General features: G+C 48.2%; 15 protein-coding genes and 2 riboswitches. Of the genes, 6 read left to right on the top strand and 9 right to left on the bottom strand.

The genetic code is table 11. The annotated features are described in order from the left end of the window. Window positions 1-21: 21 nt before the first annotated feature. The 3 genes from CHL76_RS09060 to CHL76_RS09050 form a co-directional block, all read right to left on the bottom strand. On the bottom strand, window positions 22-996 hold the full coding sequence (locus tag CHL76_RS09060) for a 2-keto-3-deoxygluconate permease (protein ID WP_079476394.1): 975 nt from the start codon (window positions 994-996) through the stop codon (window positions 22-24). Between the two features lie 256 nt (window positions 997-1,252). Continuing rightward, window positions 1,253-2,398 (bottom strand): glycerate kinase family protein, encoded by a 1,146-nt coding sequence (locus tag CHL76_RS09055; RefSeq protein ID WP_158219132.1) that lies wholly within the window; start codon window positions 2,396-2,398, stop codon window positions 1,253-1,255. Between the two features lie 29 nt (window positions 2,399-2,427). Further along, window positions 2,428-4,074, bottom strand: coding sequence for an SLC13 family permease (locus CHL76_RS09050; RefSeq protein ID WP_094908386.1), 1,647 nt, complete (start codon window positions 4,072-4,074; stop codon window positions 2,428-2,430). Window positions 4,075-4,238: 164 nt separating this feature from the next. On the opposite strand from CHL76_RS09050, the gene CHL76_RS09045 reads away from it, so the two are divergent. After that, window positions 4,239-5,336 carry a tartrate dehydrogenase gene (locus CHL76_RS09045; RefSeq protein WP_079476391.1) on the top strand — a complete coding sequence of 366 codons (1,098 nt, stop codon included), beginning with the start codon at window positions 4,239-4,241 and terminating at the stop codon, window positions 5,334-5,336. Window positions 5,337-5,445: 109 nt separating this feature from the next. Continuing rightward, entirely contained in the window at window positions 5,446-6,162 is a 717-nt protein-coding gene (locus tag CHL76_RS09040) for a GntR family transcriptional regulator (protein ID WP_094908385.1), read from the top strand. Window positions 6,163-6,213: 51 nt separating this feature from the next. Here the strand turns inward: CHL76_RS09040 and CHL76_RS17525 are convergent, their stop codons facing one another. From CHL76_RS17525 to CHL76_RS09025, 4 genes are all read right to left on the bottom strand, one after another. After that, window positions 6,214-6,426 (bottom strand): hypothetical protein, encoded by a 213-nt coding sequence (locus CHL76_RS17525; RefSeq protein WP_443093763.1) that lies wholly within the window; start codon window positions 6,424-6,426, stop codon window positions 6,214-6,216. Window position 6,427: 1 nt separating this feature from the next. Then, window positions 6,428-6,811: a hypothetical protein gene (locus tag CHL76_RS09035; RefSeq protein ID WP_094908384.1), complete on the bottom strand. Its 384-nt coding sequence runs from the start codon at window positions 6,809-6,811 to the stop codon at window positions 6,428-6,430. 31 nt (window positions 6,812-6,842) lie between these two features. Further along, the gene (locus CHL76_RS09030; protein ID WP_094908383.1) at window positions 6,843-7,592 is read right to left on the bottom strand and encodes a helix-turn-helix domain-containing protein; all 750 of its coding nucleotides are present in this window, start codon (window positions 7,590-7,592) and stop codon (window positions 6,843-6,845) included. Between the two features lie 196 nt (window positions 7,593-7,788). Next, window positions 7,789-8,859, bottom strand: coding sequence for an aldo/keto reductase (locus tag CHL76_RS09025; RefSeq protein WP_094908382.1), 1,071 nt, complete (start codon window positions 8,857-8,859; stop codon window positions 7,789-7,791). Window positions 8,860-9,268: 409 nt separating this feature from the next. Here CHL76_RS09025 and CHL76_RS09020 point away from each other — a divergent pair, with 409 nt between their 5' ends. Together CHL76_RS09020 and CHL76_RS09015 are read left to right on the top strand one after the other, a co-directional pair. After that, window positions 9,269-9,532, top strand: coding sequence for a hypothetical protein (locus tag CHL76_RS09020; RefSeq protein WP_094908381.1), 264 nt, complete (start codon window positions 9,269-9,271; stop codon window positions 9,530-9,532). Between the two features lie 69 nt (window positions 9,533-9,601). After that, window positions 9,602-9,961 (top strand): hypothetical protein, encoded by a 360-nt coding sequence (locus tag CHL76_RS09015; RefSeq protein ID WP_094908380.1) that lies wholly within the window; start codon window positions 9,602-9,604, stop codon window positions 9,959-9,961. Window positions 9,962-10,036: 75 nt separating this feature from the next. On the opposite strand, the gene CHL76_RS09010 is transcribed toward CHL76_RS09015, so the two are convergent. Continuing rightward, complete coding sequence (locus CHL76_RS09010) at window positions 10,037-11,674, bottom strand: catalase (RefSeq protein WP_094908379.1); 1,638 nt, start codon at window positions 11,672-11,674, stop codon at window positions 10,037-10,039. A 204-nt stretch (window positions 11,675-11,878) separates the two neighbouring features. After that, a complete protein-coding gene (locus tag CHL76_RS09005; RefSeq protein WP_094908378.1) occupies window positions 11,879-13,612 on the bottom strand; it encodes a SulP family inorganic anion transporter in 1,734 nt (577 codons plus the stop codon). A 262-nt stretch (window positions 13,613-13,874) separates the two neighbouring features. Next, window positions 13,875-13,982, top strand: a riboswitch (glycine riboswitch). Window positions 13,983-13,985: 3 nt separating this feature from the next. Next, window positions 13,986-14,063, top strand: a riboswitch (glycine riboswitch). A gap of 78 nt (window positions 14,064-14,141) precedes the next feature. Between CHL76_RS09005 and CHL76_RS09000 the strand changes: the two genes are divergently transcribed. Together CHL76_RS09000 and sdaAA are read left to right on the top strand one after the other, a co-directional pair. Further along, window positions 14,142-14,639, top strand: a complete 498-nt coding sequence (locus CHL76_RS09000; RefSeq protein ID WP_079476385.1) for a serine dehydratase beta chain — start codon at window positions 14,142-14,144, stop codon at window positions 14,637-14,639. Then, a complete protein-coding gene (gene sdaAA / locus CHL76_RS08995; RefSeq protein ID WP_079476384.1) occupies window positions 14,636-15,520 on the top strand; it encodes an L-serine ammonia-lyase, iron-sulfur-dependent, subunit alpha in 885 nt (294 codons plus the stop codon). Before CHL76_RS09000 ends, sdaAA begins: the two co-directional genes overlap by 4 nt. The last annotated feature ends 577 nt before the right edge of the window (window positions 15,521-16,097 follow it).

The following is a 16,097-nucleotide window of genomic DNA, read 5'->3' as shown; positions in this document are numbered from 1 at the left end:
CCCCTCATTTTACGTTAAATGTCATTGAAGATACGCTTGAAGTTTTCCTTTTTTCTCCAATCGTTTTACAAGAAAGCCTACGTAAATAGGCAGCAGGATAGCAGTAGTTACGACGCTCGCTGCCACCTGGACAGTGGCCACAGATTCCACACTGGCGAAGGCGGCATTGGCCGAAGCAATCGCTGCCGGAGTGGCAACTGAGTTTCCTGCTGAAGAGCCCTCCGATGCGCCTACAATCGGGTTCCAGTTGAACAGTTTGAATACCCAGTAGCCAGCGCTGCCGGTAAGAAATACAGTCATCAGCCCGAGCACGATCCCGCCGAGCCCGCCGGCTAAAATGTCCGCAAAGTTAATCCCCATCCCCAGCGCGAAGGCGAAAAACGGAATTAACATATTGCTTCCGGAATCCAGAAAATCTCTCATTTCTTCATCCAGGTTACCGAGCACCGCGCCAATGATAATTGGCAGTAGCACGGCGACAAAATCAACAACCGAGAACAGGCCGTCCACAAAGCCAATCGCACCAAATATCGATAAGGCAACCATGGTTAAAAAAGGACCGTCGTTAAGCGCCAGTATGGAATAGGCCGCCCGGTCATCTCCTTTTCCGTACTGGCCGACTAGCGCTACATACAATCCACCGTTACTGTTGGTCATAGCTGCGATGATAGCGAGCGGAGCCAGGCCAAGGAATAAACCGTCCGTGCCGGCAAAGGCGTAGGCGATTAAACCGAAGGCTGCCCCAACCACCCATTTCACTGTTAATAATGTGACCCCTTTACCCACAGTGGTTCCGACGTTTCTTACATTAATCTGCGCCCCTGCACAAAGTAAAAATAAAGCAATTAAAACCAGCGCCCCATCGACAAAAAGCGCCTGGGTAAAGCCTCCAATCCTCAGCATACCAGGTGCAAAGGTGTTAATCAGAGCCCCAAGCAATAATGGGACGACCATCATGCCGCCAGGGATTTTCTCCATGTTCGCTTTAATACGCATTATACAACCTCCTTTTAATATTTGCAATTTGCAACAGTAAATATAATAACGCTTACATGTTGAAATATAAAACATATTAATAAATTATTCAACTGTGAAAGCGGATTTTTTAAAAATAGTTGCAAAATTAAACGAATTATAGAATAGCTGTTCGAGGTTTTAATGGAGACAAAATAAAAAAGAAGCCGGATAATATCCAGCTTCAAGCATTTTGTTACGACTTTTTTTGCTCGTTCTCTCTTCTTTATTTTTTGCTCTAATTCATCATTTGTCCATAGAATTTAGACAAATTGCCTGCCAGATGTGCTAACAGGTTTTTCGAGTCTTTGAGAGCTTCCTGCAGGGTGGAAGGACCTTCGCTGACGCTAAAAACGGCTGTAATTCCTTCCTCATATACACTTTCAAAGCCTTCCCCAAGCTGGCCGCATATCGCAATCACTGGAATCGATGGATTTATTTTTTGCACGGCTTTCGCAACACCCACCGGCGTTTTTCCGAAAGCGCTCTGGAAGTCTATTTTTCCCTCTCCCGTAATGACTAAGGAAGCGCCCTGCACCCGTTCATAGAAATTGTTTTCTTTTAAAATAAATGAAATTCCCGACTCCAGCCGGCCTTTCAAACACCCGGCCAGTCCGGCCGCCAGACCTCCAGCTGCTCCCATATGAGGTTGTTCACCTACAGCTTTATTTGTATAGGTGCTAAGCACTTTGCCGAATGTGCTTAATGCTTTTTCCAGCGAAGCCATGACTGCTTCAGATGCTCCTTTTTGCGGACCAAACGTGTAGCTTGCTCCCCGCGGCCCGGTTAAAGGGTTATCTACATCACATAAACCGATTATTTCTTTCTTTGCCAGCCGCGGATCCAGCGAAGTCATGTCCAATGTATCGAGCTGTTTTAAAAACACTCCGCCGTACGGAAGCTCCTGGTGGTTGTTATCCAGCAGCTTCCCTCCTAACGCCTGCAGCATGCCGGCTCCACCGTCGTTCGTACCGCTTCCTCCGAGTCCAATGAGGATCCGGTCAATATCATAATCCAGGCAGGCCTTGATGAGTTCCCCTGTTCCATAGGAAGTAGCGAGGGAGGGGTTTCGTTCACCCTCAGGTATTTTATCCAGGCCTGAGGCAGAAGCTACGTCTATAACAGCGGTACTATGTTTCTTAGAAATATGCATCGAGGCGGTGATCGGCTTCATCAGCGGATCATGAGCCGGCACTTGAATTTCTTCTGTACCCAATGCGTGCTGCAGTGCTTCTGAGGTCCCCTCTCCTCCGTCTGCCATCGAAATAATATCAAATTCCACTTTTTGCGGGGAAAATTGTTCCCATCCCTGACGAAAATAATTTGCCACCTCCACTGAACTTAAGCTTTCTTTAAACGAATCCGAAGCAATGACGATTTTCATAGTTTTCCTCCATTGACGGTATTGAAATATTACATAACGCTTAAATTGCCAAAAACAATTGGCACAAAATACAAGACGATCAAGCAGGAAATAACAATACATATTAAGTTTAACCAAATCCCTGCTGATGCCATTTTACTCATCTTCACGTAACCGCTTGCAAATACAATCGCATTCGGCGGAGCCGCTACCGGGAACATGAAAGCAAAAGTCGCACCCATGCAGGCAGCAATCATTAAGACGACCGGATCTGTGCCGAGTGTCGCAGCTCCTGCTGCTACAATTGGATAAACCATGGTCGATGTCGCTGTATTGGAGGTGAACTCGGTAAGCAGGGTAATCAATCCAATGATAAACAGTAATATGATAAACAGCGGTGCGTTGGAAAAAGCAACAAGCTTTTCACCAAGCCAGCTGTCCAGGCCGCTGTTTGTAATACCAGCAGCAAGCGCGAGCCCGCCTCCAAACAACCATAAAATTCCCCATGGCAGCTTTAAAGCTGTATTCCAATCCAGGATTGTGTCTTTTTTATTTTTGGATGGGATAAGAAAAAGCAATAAAGCGCCGCATAATGCAATAATCGTGTCATTAATGCCCGGAATGAAGTTTTCCAATAGAAAGCTTCTGGTTATCCAGGCAAACGCCGTCAGTGAAAAAATCGTAAGTACAATTTTTTCTTCATACTGTGTCTTTCCCAGGTTGCGAAGTTCTTCTTTAATAATTTCTCTGCCGCCGGGAATATGATTAACTTTCATCGGAAAAGCTATTTTGATCAAATAAAACCACACTAACGGGACCAGCAGGACTACTAACGGGACGCCAAACATCATCCAGGTGGCGAAAGCAATTTGCACGTCGTATAAATTATTTAACGTGGCCGCTAAAATCGTGTTGGCCGGTGCTCCAATTAATGTTCCAAATCCTCCGATCGTAGCTGCATATGCTGTACCAAGCATCAAAGCCGTACCAAAAGGAAACACACCGGGCGAAGTGTCAATGTCTGTGTTCTTTAAAGAATCTGACACATGTTTGGCTACCGCAATACTAATCGGCACCATCATCATCGTAGTCGCGGTATTGGATATCCACATCGATAAAAAACCGGTAGCTATCATAAAGCCGAGAATAATCGTATTGGGATTGGTTCCAACAAAAGCAATAACACTTAGGGCGATACGTTTATGCAGGTTCCATTTCTCCATCGTTAAAGCGATCATGAAGCTTCCCGCAAACAAGAAAATGAGCGGATCGCCGTAGGAAGCTGTAACTCCTTCCATTTCCATAATACCGAGTATTGGAAACAAGACGATCGGCAGCAAGGAAGTTACCGGAATCGGCAGTGCTTCCGTTACCCACCACGTGGCAATCCAGGCGATCATTCCAAGCATGGAGACCGCTTCTGCCGACATGGTTTCCGGCTGAACAACGAACTGTATCAATAAGAAAAGCAACGGGCCTAAAAATAACCCGATCAATTGTACTTTGGAATACAGCCGGGGTTGATTGGGCGGGTTTGGCTCTTCCTGTTCCAGCTCCTGGCGTTCGGCTTCCCGGACATTATCTGCATGCTTTGGATCGGGCTGCGAAAACGTTAAGATTTTGACGCTGTTTTTTAATTGACTTTTAACTTGGTCATTCCAATGCCAAAGGTGGTTCCAGGTTTTTGTGAAATTCATTTCTTTCCCTCCCTGTTATTGATAACGCTTTCATTAACCAAATCTTATATTAGCGTATACGTTAAGTCAATTATTTTTCTTATTTTCTCTAATTTTATTTTTTTATTGACTTTTACGTATACGTTGTAGATAATGAAGTCAAATACAAAAAAGGTGGGAAAAAAATGGACAATCAAAAAACTCATCAACTAGCGATTATTCCAGGAGACGGTATAGGAAAAGAAGTGGTACAGGAAGGGATCCGGGTATTGGATTTTATCAGCAAACATTCTCCAAACAATTTCAATTTTGAAACCGATTACTTTCCATGGGGCTGCGAGTACTATCTCGAGCATGGCCGTATGATGGATGAGGATGGGCTTGAGAGGTTGAAAAATTATGATGCTATTTATTTCGGGGCTGTGGGCTTCCCGGGCGTACCAGACCATGTTAGCTTATGGGGACTCCGTATTGCGATATGCCAGGGCTTTGACCAGTGGGCAAACATTCGTCCTGTTGAATTTCTCCCTGGAGTGCCGAGCAAGCTAAACCATCCGGACACAGATACGCTGAACTGGGTGCTCGTTCGCGAAAACTCCGAAGGCGAATACTCCGGTATCGGTGGCAGAAACTTTACCGGCCGGGGGCCTGGCAAGGAAGTGGCTGTACAGTCTTCTCTTTTTACCGAAGAAGGCTGCGAACGTGTTATTCGTTACGCTTTCGACTTAGCGAGAACCAGAAAGCGGAAAAAAGTAACGAGCGTTACAAAGAGTAACGCCCAACAATATGGCATGGTGCTGTGGGATGAAGTATTTGCGAGAGTCAGTAAGGAATATCCGGACGTCGAGACGGATCAGTGGCTGGTAGATGCCATGGCTGCCAACTTTGTTCTCCATCCAGAGGACCTCGAAGTAGTAGTTGCCTCCAATCTGCTAGCAGATATTCTTTCTGATTTAGGAAGTGCTCTTGCCGGAAGTCTTGGCATCGCTGCTAGTGCGAACCTGGATCCGGAGCGCAGATATCCAAGCATGTTTGAATCCGTCCACGGATCCGCACCGGACATTGCCGGTAAAGGCATCGCAAACCCTATCGGTGCGATCGGAAGCGCATCACTTATGCTTGAACAGCTCGGCTATGCCGAAGAAGCCCAGCTCGTCAATCAATCTATCCGGGATGCAACGGCCGCCGGTTATTTAACAGCTGACATCGGAGGAAATACCTCCACCAAAGAAATGACTGACGCTATCCTGGAAGCCCTCGCGAAGGTTTACGTCAAAGCGTAATAAAGCGCAAATAAAAGAATAAAAGTATAACACCTCCTTTTTAACCAAAAAGGAGGTGTTATACTTTTATATGAACGGATAGAAACTTATATACAGGGAGAGGCTTTCGATGAACACTAACGATTATTCCCCTTCAATTCTTTATGATGAAACCCTGCACCAGCATTTAACACAGCTTTCTTCTTCCGTAGAAGAAAAACGCCTGCCCCAAAAAGCGTATCAAATTATCCGGCAGGCGATTCGGAACCTTTACCTTCCCCCGGAAAAAATGGTTCTGGAAAGGGAGATGGCGGAGGTTTTAGATATGAGCCGCACCCCGGTACGGGAAGCCCTGATACGTCTGCAGACCGAAGGCTTAGTGCGGGTCGTTCCCCGTAAGGGCTTCGCAGTTACCCCTATTGAACGTAAGAACTTAATGGAAATCTACGAAATTGCCGAGAGCCTGGACGGCCTGGCTGCCGAGTTGGCTGTCCGAAATACAAACGAGGGGACCCTTTCCCAGCTCGAAGCTTTAATTTCGGAACAGAAAACCGCTCTGGAAAGCAAAAACCTGAAAAACTGGGCTATTCTGGACGATGATTTTCATTCACGAATCATTCAAGCGGCCGGAAACGAGCGGCTGAACGATTTAATCGAATTTCACGCCGACCATTTATTCCGGGCCCGTTTATATACCGTAAATAAACGCCCGCTCCCCACCAATTCGATTTTAGAGCATGAAGCAATTGTGGCCTGCCTAAAAACAAACGACGGCAAAGCGGCCAGAACCATTATGGAGTCCCACCGGCGCCGAGCCAGCCGGGATATTTTAAACGTTATTGACTGACTTCAAAGAGAAAATTTTTATTATTTACACAAATAAGCCGCCTCTATTCGCTTAGAGACGGCTCCTCGTTATTTCTTTATATAAATGACTGATACCGCTGGAAGCTTCTTTTCGTAAAACAACAGCCAATGCTCCTGACGAAGATCGAACTTTTTTCACAGCGTCTCTCTGTTCTAAACTGCTGACTCTATCACTTATTTCTTTAGCATGTACTGGAAATGGCAGCGTTTGGCTTACTTGTCGGACCAGCGCAGATATCTTCATTTCACAGCCATTTGCCACCAGACATGTTATTACCGCCTGGTTCAAATCCTGAGTGCGCATAGATTCTTTCTTTTCCCTTCTCCTGCCTAATACTGCTATTAATTGGTGAACAGGCCCATCGCTCAAAGGCTTCCGAAGCTGCTCCCACATAAAGCACTTCTTTGACGGGCCCATTCATCAATTCTTCACTCACTTCCCAAAAATAAACGGCCTCTGGTTCCTGAAGAATACGAATATAGGGGTCTACCAGGTGGCGCTCTGTACAGGAAATGGAAAGATATACTCTGTCTTTTCGCAAAAGTGCTTCTCCAAGATCCCAATGCAGTGCTTTTGACAAACTGCGTAATGCTTTTTGAATTTTATAATGCTGCAAGGAGACCACCATTGTCTCTCTCCCTTTCTGTCTGCGTTATTTGTTACCTTTGAGCGGTGAACGTACGGTACTGTCTGGGTGTGCATCCGTAGACGCTTTTGAAGCATACCCCAAAATAACTGGCGCTCGAAAACCGCAGCCGTTCAGCGATGGCTTTTACCGGACTCGTTGTAGTCTGCAGGAGATATGCCGCCTCCTGTATTCGTTTCTGGGTCACGTAGTTTGGGATGGACATGCCAAGCTCTTCGTTCACCAGCCGGGAGATATGGCTTTTGGAGACCTCCAGCTGGCCTACGAGGATGTTCGTATTTAACGCCTGGTAGAGCTGCTGCTCCACAAGCGTAATAAATCTGGAAATGATCGGATTATTATAGGCTTGTATGTCTTCATTCCAGGTGGTATCAAGCATCCCGTCGACCAATACATTGATTCCTTCAAAAAATTCCTCTTCCAGGTTCCACTCTTCCATAACATTAATCAGGGCTACTGAGGCGGCAAGCGCTTTTTTATCAAACGAAAAGGTTTGAGTATAGCGGTCCAGAAATCCGCCTATTAAAAAGAAATAATACTGCTTCAGCACCTGCAGCCGCTTCTCATCTTCCGGCTCGAGCGAAATAATCCGGTATATTGTCGCGAGCTCTTTTTTAGCTTCTTTTTTCCGGCTGCGGAAAATACAGTCGAAAAAACGGTTTTGTGCCTTATAAAGCTCCACCAGCTCCTCGTTTTCTGCCTGGTTCATTTTCTCTATTTCCTGTTCGTATTGCGAACGGAATCGTTCATAATTCTTAGTCATCACGGACGTTCCTTTATTTTATATTGATCTGCCCTTTTTAATGTACTATAGCCCACATGCATAATCTATCAATTACGTTTTAGAAACTATCAATAATTCATCTTTTCTATTAATAATAGCGGATTATAATATACACTGGGATAATAAAAATGCACCAGCAATGAGATCTTCCATTGCCAGTGCATTATATTAAAATTTACTCATCCATTCCCATCGATTTCTTGTATCCTTCCAAATACGGCATTTCAGACGGGCTTCCCATTTCAAAGCCGGTCATCGTCCGGTGCCACAGTGGATAAATAGGTGCTGGGCGCGCAACGGATTCAATCCGGTCATGCTCCTCCTGCGTCAAGTACATATCTGCCGACGCCAAGTTTTCACGCAGCTGTTCTTCGTTGCGGGCGGCGATGACGATCGGGCCGACGTTCGGGCGGTCTTTGACCCACGCATAGGCGATCTGCGGAACGGTTGCGTTCCGGCCGTCAGCTACTTCTTCGAGGGCATCGATCACTTGATACAGCCGTTCTTCATCCTGAATCCACGGCTCCGGCCAGCCTTCGCCCTGACGGGTATTTGCCGGTGCTTTTTTGTTCCGGCCGATTTTACCGTTCAGCAGTCCTTCGCCAAGCGGGCTCCAGATCATTGAGCTTACGCCAAGCTCCCTTCCTGCCGGCAGCAATTCGTATTCTGCTTCGCGGGCTTCCGGCGTATAGTAGATCTGCTGGGTAACCGGCGGGATGTAGCCCGGACGCTCAGCCACGGAGAATATTCTTGCAAGCGCCCAGCCGCTGTAGTTGGAAACGCCCCAATACCGGATTTTCCCGGATTTCACGAGGTTTGTCATCGTTTCCACGGTTTCTTCCACCGGCGTGCGTCCGTCCCATAGGTGCACAAAATACACGTCCAGATGGTCCGTGCCGAGCCGCTCCAGCGTCCGGTCAATCGACGCTTCAATGTTGCTGCGGGACGCGCCGCGGGCATTCGGATCATTGTCAAAATGAAAGCCGGTTTTGGACGTTAAGAGAACTTCATCCCGGCGCCCTTTAATCGCAGAGCCCAACACGCGTTCCGCATCGCCCTTCGAGTACAGGTTTGCGGTATCAAACATGTTCATGCCTGCTTCCAGCGAGATATCCACAATCCGGCGGGCATCGTTTTCATCAATATTTCCCGTCGGCTCAAATCCTTTCGTTCCGCTGAACGGAATGGTCCCGAGTATATACTTTGGCACGCGCAGTCCGGAGTTTCCTAAATAAATGTATTCCATCGTTAAAGCCTCCTGTATTTCATGAAGTGTTTGTGCCTCGTCAGCTGGTTCCTGCAGTATCGAATACGTTGTTCTTATACCTTGAATGATTTTCCGGCAAACATCTGTAAGCGAATACTTCTAAATGTAATATATTTACAATAACTGCAGCTGCATTTAAACATGTACAGCCTGGAAATTATTTTCCGAAATTTTAAGCAGATTAGTTCTTTTGGCATGAATATATAATCAATTAAAGGGTAATATTTACAATGGGTCCAGATTTCTCTGGACTCCAAATAGTGATTCAGTGTTCACCCAGCGTCATATACAACTGGTTTAGGAAAAAGAATTAATGCTTTTTTCGGGCCATTTCTATCCTTTGGATAGGAGTGGCTTTTTTTAATGCATAATAAAGGAGCCAACGTTTATGCACACATCTACTTTTGGTTATATTTTTAACGGCAATGAACTGCTCGTCGGTACTGCCGGGAGCTTAGCACCGTACATCCAGGAAGCATGCCCTCAAATGTACAACAATATCGACAAACTATTTCACTCCCTTCACCCATTTGCGATGGACGGCACACCGCTCCGGTTTCTTTCTGATGCAGCCGTGTTGAAAGCCCCGTGGGCGGCGTATGATTTATGCAATAATCACTGCTTTCTTGATGAGAGCTCCTTTTTCTCCTAAAGAAGTTTTACAGTTCCCCCGATAGCAATGAAGAGTAAATACCATTAAATTTACGAAAGGGTGCTTTCCATGTTTCGACTCGATCTGGCTGCTGTACACGAAGAACCTCCATCTGATGACCATACAGGCAGTTTTTCCGGCAGTGTCTTCCAGAATCAGCGCTGCATTGGCTCGTATCAGTTTGTTCTTCACTGCCGCAACCGTTTAGCCGAAGTCAGTATCACCTTCCAGGAGGATGTAAAAAAACCTGATGATTTCTTTCGCATTGATCTGCACCGAAACCTCGATATTGAAGCGTTTCAGAAAGATCCAAAAACCCTGCTGCGGTTGATTAAGATCAGAGTGCTGAGCCCGGAGTGGCGCCTGCCGGGCACCTCGCGCCAGGGCTTCCAATATGCTTTCGAACATGTAAATACTTTTCATAAATAATCGTAAACAATTAAAAAGCTGAAGCCGGAGAATGATCTCCAGCTTCAGCTTTTATTGTTTCAGGCTGTCTTCGAATTAATAAGGATCCGATGGAATCCCATGCTCTTCAGCCTGTTGGACGCCTTCTTCCGTTTTCGTGGCGCCTGCAGGCCCGCCGTGCGTGGAATCCTGGTCTGCGCCGTCTGTGGAGGTGCTGTTTTTCAGCCCTTCTTCAACACGGCGGCCGTATTCCTCATCACACTTCTTAAAGTGGGCAATCATTTCTTCCTGAATTTCCGTTTTACATGGAATCAGGTTGTCCACGAGGTTTTTGATTAATTCATCTTTTTCCCATTCCTTGAACTTGCGGAACGTTTCTCCCGCTTGTTGGTAAGGATTCTGGCGGTCGATGGCTTCTTTTTTCACTTCTCCTTCGGTATAAGGAGTGTGAGGCTTGCCGCTCATCTGTGCTTCCTTCAGGTTATTCATTGTGGAAGGCTCGTAGTTCACGTGTGGATTCTGGCCTTCGTCGTTATCGACTTTATACGACATCTGTCCGCCGCGCTGGTTGGTTGCGACCTTTTTCTTCGCCTGGTTGATCGGCAGCTGCAGATAGTTGGCGCCGACGCGGTACCGCTGCGTATCGGAGTACGAGAACGTACGGCCCTGCAGCATTTTATCATCGGAGAAATCCATGCCGTCGACAAGAACGCCGGTACCAAAGGCGACCTGTTCCACTTCGTTGAAGTAGTCCTCCGGATTGCGGTCAAGCACAAGCTTGCCGACAGGAATCCATGGGAATTGATCCTTCGGCCACAGCTTCGTATCATCAAGCGGGTCAAAGTCGAGCTCCGGATGATCGTCGTCGCTCATCACCTGGACGCGAAGCTCCCATTCCGGATAGTTGCCTTCTTCAATGGCTTCGTACAGATCCTGGGTGGCGTGGTTGAAGTTTTTGCTTTGGATGCTGTCCGCTTCTTCCTGGGTCAGGTTGCGGATGCCCTGGATCGGTTCAAAGTGGTACTTCACGAGCACCGCTTCACCGTCTTCGTTCACCCATTTGTACGTATTTACCCCGGAGCCCTGCATCTGCCGGTAGTTAGCCGGAATGCCCCACGGGGAGAATAAAAACGTCAGCATGTGCATAGCTTCCGGCGTCTGCGACATAAAGTCGAAGATCCGTTCGCTGTCCTGCACGTTCGTGACCGGATCCGGCTTCAACGCGTGAATAACGTCCGGAAATTTGATGGCGTCCCGGATGAAAAACACCTTCAGGTTATTGCCGACGAGGTCCCAGTTGCCGTCTTCCGTGTAAAATTTCACGGCAAATCCGCGCGGGTCCCGTAGCGTTTCCGGGGAGGTCCCGCCGTGAATCACGGTGGAAAAACGAACAAATGCCGGTGTCCGCTTGCCTTCCTCCTGGAAGATTTTTGCGCGTGTGTATTTGGAAATCGGCTCATCGCCAAAGGAACCGTACGCTTCAAAGTAGCCGTGCGCACCTGCCCCACGGGCGTGAACTACCCGTTCCGGTACACGTTCACGGTCAAAGTGGCTGATTTTTTCCAGGAACTCGTAGTTTTCAAGCGTCGTCGGTCCGCGATTGCCGACGGTTTTCGAGTTCTGGTTGTCCCGGACAGGGTGGCCCTGTCTCGTCGTCAGCGTACCGTCTTCATTCCTATATTGCTTATCGTCGTTTTTTTCTTCGTCGTGTTCGTTATTGCGGTCTTTACTCAATGCTGTTACCTCCTTTAGGAAATCTATTCACTTTTACCCGGGTAGTTTATGGTTTAAACAGTTATTCCGAATTTTTTAAATTCGTAGTATATAGCTATGCACCCTGGCACAGCAGTTTTTCAAAGGCAGTTCCCTTATCCTGGTGAAGCACAAATCAGGCTGGCGGGGACTTCCCTGCCAGCCTCATCCATAACTATACACATGTTAAATCATATAATCCCAGGAATCCTGCTTCGGCTCCTCGGGAGGCTTAAACGGTACGTTTCTTTCGTGCTCCAGAAAGCCCTCGAGGGTCTGGTATTTAATCGTTTCCGGGTATTTTTCCTGCCAGCCGGCCCGCAGCAGCAGATCCCGGACCGGACCCTTCAGCTCCACAAACCATACCTGCACGCCTGGGTCCCTCCGGAACATTTCAATAATCTGTTCCAGAGCGCCGATGCCCGTAGTATCAATGTCGTTCACCCCGGACATGTCAATCGCGGCCTTCAGTCCTCCGCCTTCCGTTTTGCGGCGGTCCTGAATCGTTTTTTCCACCATTTTCACGAAATAGCCGACATTCGAAAAATGAATGCGCGTATCCGCCCGCACGAGCACCGTGCCCGGCACCCGCTTTGCGTGCGGAAACCGCTGCAGATCCAGATAGCTGTGGGTGTCCTCCTCGTAGCCGATTTCGACAATATTCGGGCGGGAAATATGGCGCAAAAGCAGCAGGATGGAAAAGCCAATCCCGATTAACAACCCCCACTGAATGCCGACGAGAAGCGTCGCAGCAAATGTCACGATCCACACCCAGCCGTCCTCCGGCTTTACGCGAAAGGCGTCCTTTAACGACCGGATATTAATCAGGCCGCTGACCGAAACGAGAATAATCGCTGCAAGCACCGCATACGGCAGATAGTAAAATAAAGACGTGAAAAAGAGAAGCGTCACCAGCACACCGGCTGCGGTAATAATCATCGCCGCCTGGGAGGCCGCTCCCGACCGGTAGCTGACCGCACTTCTTGAAAAGCTGCCGGTCACCGCATAGGAGGAAAAAAACGGCCCGGCTATATTGGCATACCCGATCGCCCGGATTTCTTTATTCAGGTTAATACCGGAATCATTTTTATCACTCAGCGTTTTCGTAATCGCAAGCGTCTCCATCATCGCGATCAGCGCAATGGTGAGCGCGGTCGGGACCAGCACCTGTATGTCCGCCAGGTTAAAGCCCGGAATGGTAAAAGCCGGGAGTCCCTGCGGCACCCTTCCGACGACGCTTACTCCCTGGTTATCGAGCCGGAAAAGCGCCACCGCCGCAATACTCAGCACGACGACGATGAGGGAAACCGGTAAATTCCGTTTTGCTTTCCGGCCCCCGATCAGCACTAGAAGACTGGCTATTCCTACAAGCAGGGTCGGGATATGTATCTGCGGCAGATGCACGATCACATCCCGCAGCAGCGGAATAATCTGTGTCTGGCTGCCTACGCTGATGCCCATAAACTGGCCAAGCTGGCTCATGCCGATTGCAATCGCCACTGCCGACGTGAACCCGCTGATCACATTCGGGGAAATAAACTTTACAAACGCAGCGGCATTCAACAAGCCAAGAGAGACCTGCATCACTCCGACCATTACCGTCAGCAGCAGCACAAGCCCCACGTATTCCGGCGTCGACGGATCTGCATACAGGGATACGCCGGAAAACACAAGAATGGATGCCATCGCTACCGGGCCGATGGCCAGATGCTTTGACGTGCCAAACAGCGCATAAAGAATGAGTGGAAGCAGAGAGGCATACAGCCCCATGACCGGCGGCAGGCCGGCAAGCACGGCATAGGCCATCCCCTGCGGGACAATCATAACAAAGATGGTAAATCCCGCAGCCATATCCTTTTTCAGCGACTGATTATTATAATCCTGCGGCATAATTAATATATCTTTTATTTTCCCAGGCATAAATCCTTTCCTTCTTTCTCCGTGAACTCACAAACAGTACGGCGATTAAATCTCTCTTCTAAAATCATGAACCATAACGGCCTAAAAGAAAAGCCCGCACTATATTTTTTTGACTCACGGCTTAAATACAGCTGTACGCCTGCTTTAGTCCTTTCTACACCGATTCTCTCCAGTATATTGCTAAGATCCGGCTGTCAAAAATAGGTTTACTTTTCCAGCAGGGATGTTTAAACTGAAATTAACACAAATATTGGTTTCGCAGATGAATGTATTGGGAGAGCCTGTAAACGTATTTTACAGCACCGAAGGAGCAATCCTCTCCATCAGCCGGAAAGGAAAAACTCTCAGGTACCAGGACCAGTACAGGATGCACCTCTGGAGAAGGTATACGTACCTGCCGAAGAAGAAAATTCTTTTTTAAGAATGAAATCTTTCAGGCTCACAGACAGAGAAACGGCGCCCCAGGCCGCTTCTCTGTCTTTTTTTCTTTTTTGTAATCGCTTTCAATCTTGAATATGGAGGAATTGCTATGGAGTTTGACAGCTGCTTTGACATTATCGGCCCGGTGATGGTCGGTCCTTCGAGCTCCCATACTGCCGGGGTGGTATCGATTGGAAAATTCGTGCATGACTGGCTGGGAGACGTCACTGACGTGACAATCACATTCTACGGCTCTCTCGCCTCCACCTATCAGGGCCACGGCTCGGATAAAGCTGTCCTCGGCGGCCTGCTCGGATTGTCCGCACACGATACCAATGTCCGGAATGCCTACGCCCTGGCAAAGGACAGCAATCTTCGTTACGACTTCCGGTTCTGCACGAACATCCCCAGCGGCTGCCACCCCAATACTGTTTATTTACAGGCCGCTTCCGCCACAGAGACGGTCCATGTCACCGGCGCATCCATTGGCGGCGGTGTAGCCTATATTTATGAAATTAACGGATATCATACCAGCATTAATTTGGGCACAGGCTCGGAGATTTTATCCATCGCCGCCCGGATCAAAAAGGAGGCTACATCTAGATGAAAGACACGATTGAAAGTATTGTGCAGGAATGTATGGCTCAGGACATTAGTATCGGCGAGTGGATGCTCCGCCGTGAAGTGGATCGCTCCGGTTCGTCCCGCGGGCAAATTTTCGGGCGCATGCAGGAACGGCTGCAGGTAATGAAGCAGGCCGTCCGGGAGGGGCTGGGTGACCTCGCGGAAACGGAAAGCAGGCTCTCAGGAGGCGATGCCTACCGCATGCATCAGTATAACCAGCATACCGCCCCACTATCAGGACCAGTTATCAGCACGGCGATGGAAGCCGCAATGGCAACGTCGGAAAGCAATGCCAAAATGGGCCTTATTGTAGCAACTCCTACGGCAGGCTCTGCAGGCATTCTGCCTGGAGTGATGGTCTCTCTTCAGGACAACCGCGGCATGGACGATGAGAAACTGACAATGGGACTGTTCGCAGCGAGCGCCATCGGCTACGTTTTTGCGAACCATGCCTTCATTTCCGGAGCGGCCGGCGGCTGCCAGGCGGAAATCGGGTCAGCGACGGCTATGGCGGCGGGAACGATTACAGAACTGCAGCAGGGGTCACCGGAGCAGGTTTCCCACGCGACGACCATGGCAATGAAGTCACTGCTCGGCCTCGTGTGCGACCCGGTTGCCGGGCTTGTCGAGGTGCCGTGCGTAAAAAGAAACGTGATCGGCACCTCCATAGCCTTTTCAGCAGCTGATATGGCATTAGCCGGCATTACCAGCCGCATTCCCTGTGACGAAGTGATCCAGACGATGCATACCATCGGCAGGGACATGCCCGGCAGCCTGAAAGAAACCGCCGAGGGAGGACTCGCCCAGACCAAAACAGGCAGAGAAGCCGCCGAACGGCTGTATCAGCGTCCCTGTACTTTTTAATCCCTAAAACGATATCATTTAACCAAATGAGGTGCAGCTATGAACGAACGCCGCTTTTTTCAAATCTGGTTCGGTACTCTCACTCTCATCAGCATTATATTTATGTATTGGGCCATCGCTTTCTCCGCCTTCGTATTAGGAGTTCTCTGTTTCTATAATCCAAAGTTCCGCAGCAGGTGACGCCTCCAGTTGTTAAAAATGAAATTATTGTACTTTTCCGCCGTTTGTGAGCATTCTGCTTTTTGTTTCCCTGCCGCCGTGCTATTCTTGCTATACGTCTTTTCGAAGGAGGTCATTTCCATCGACCATTTTGCATATGTACTTCAACGCCCCAAAAATCAGGTATACATAGGCACGGCTGCTGATATCCGTTCACGCTTTGGCAGCCAGGAACCCGTTTATTTTTGTTCGGAGGACGAACTGCTTAATAGTTTAAACTCCTTCCGCAATGAGGAACTCATTATTACCACCGTTAGTGACCTTCCGATATTTAACAAAAATGGGACGAGAAAAACCATTATAATTTATAAATGCACGTAAAACGCTCCGGCTGATTTTCAAAATCTCCGGAGCGTTT

The organism is Marinococcus halophilus (assembly GCF_002265875.1).
Taxonomy (GTDB): domain Bacteria; phylum Bacillota; class Bacilli; order Bacillales; family Marinococcaceae; genus Marinococcus; species Marinococcus halophilus.
This window is presented reverse-complemented; position numbering and strand designations above follow the sequence as displayed.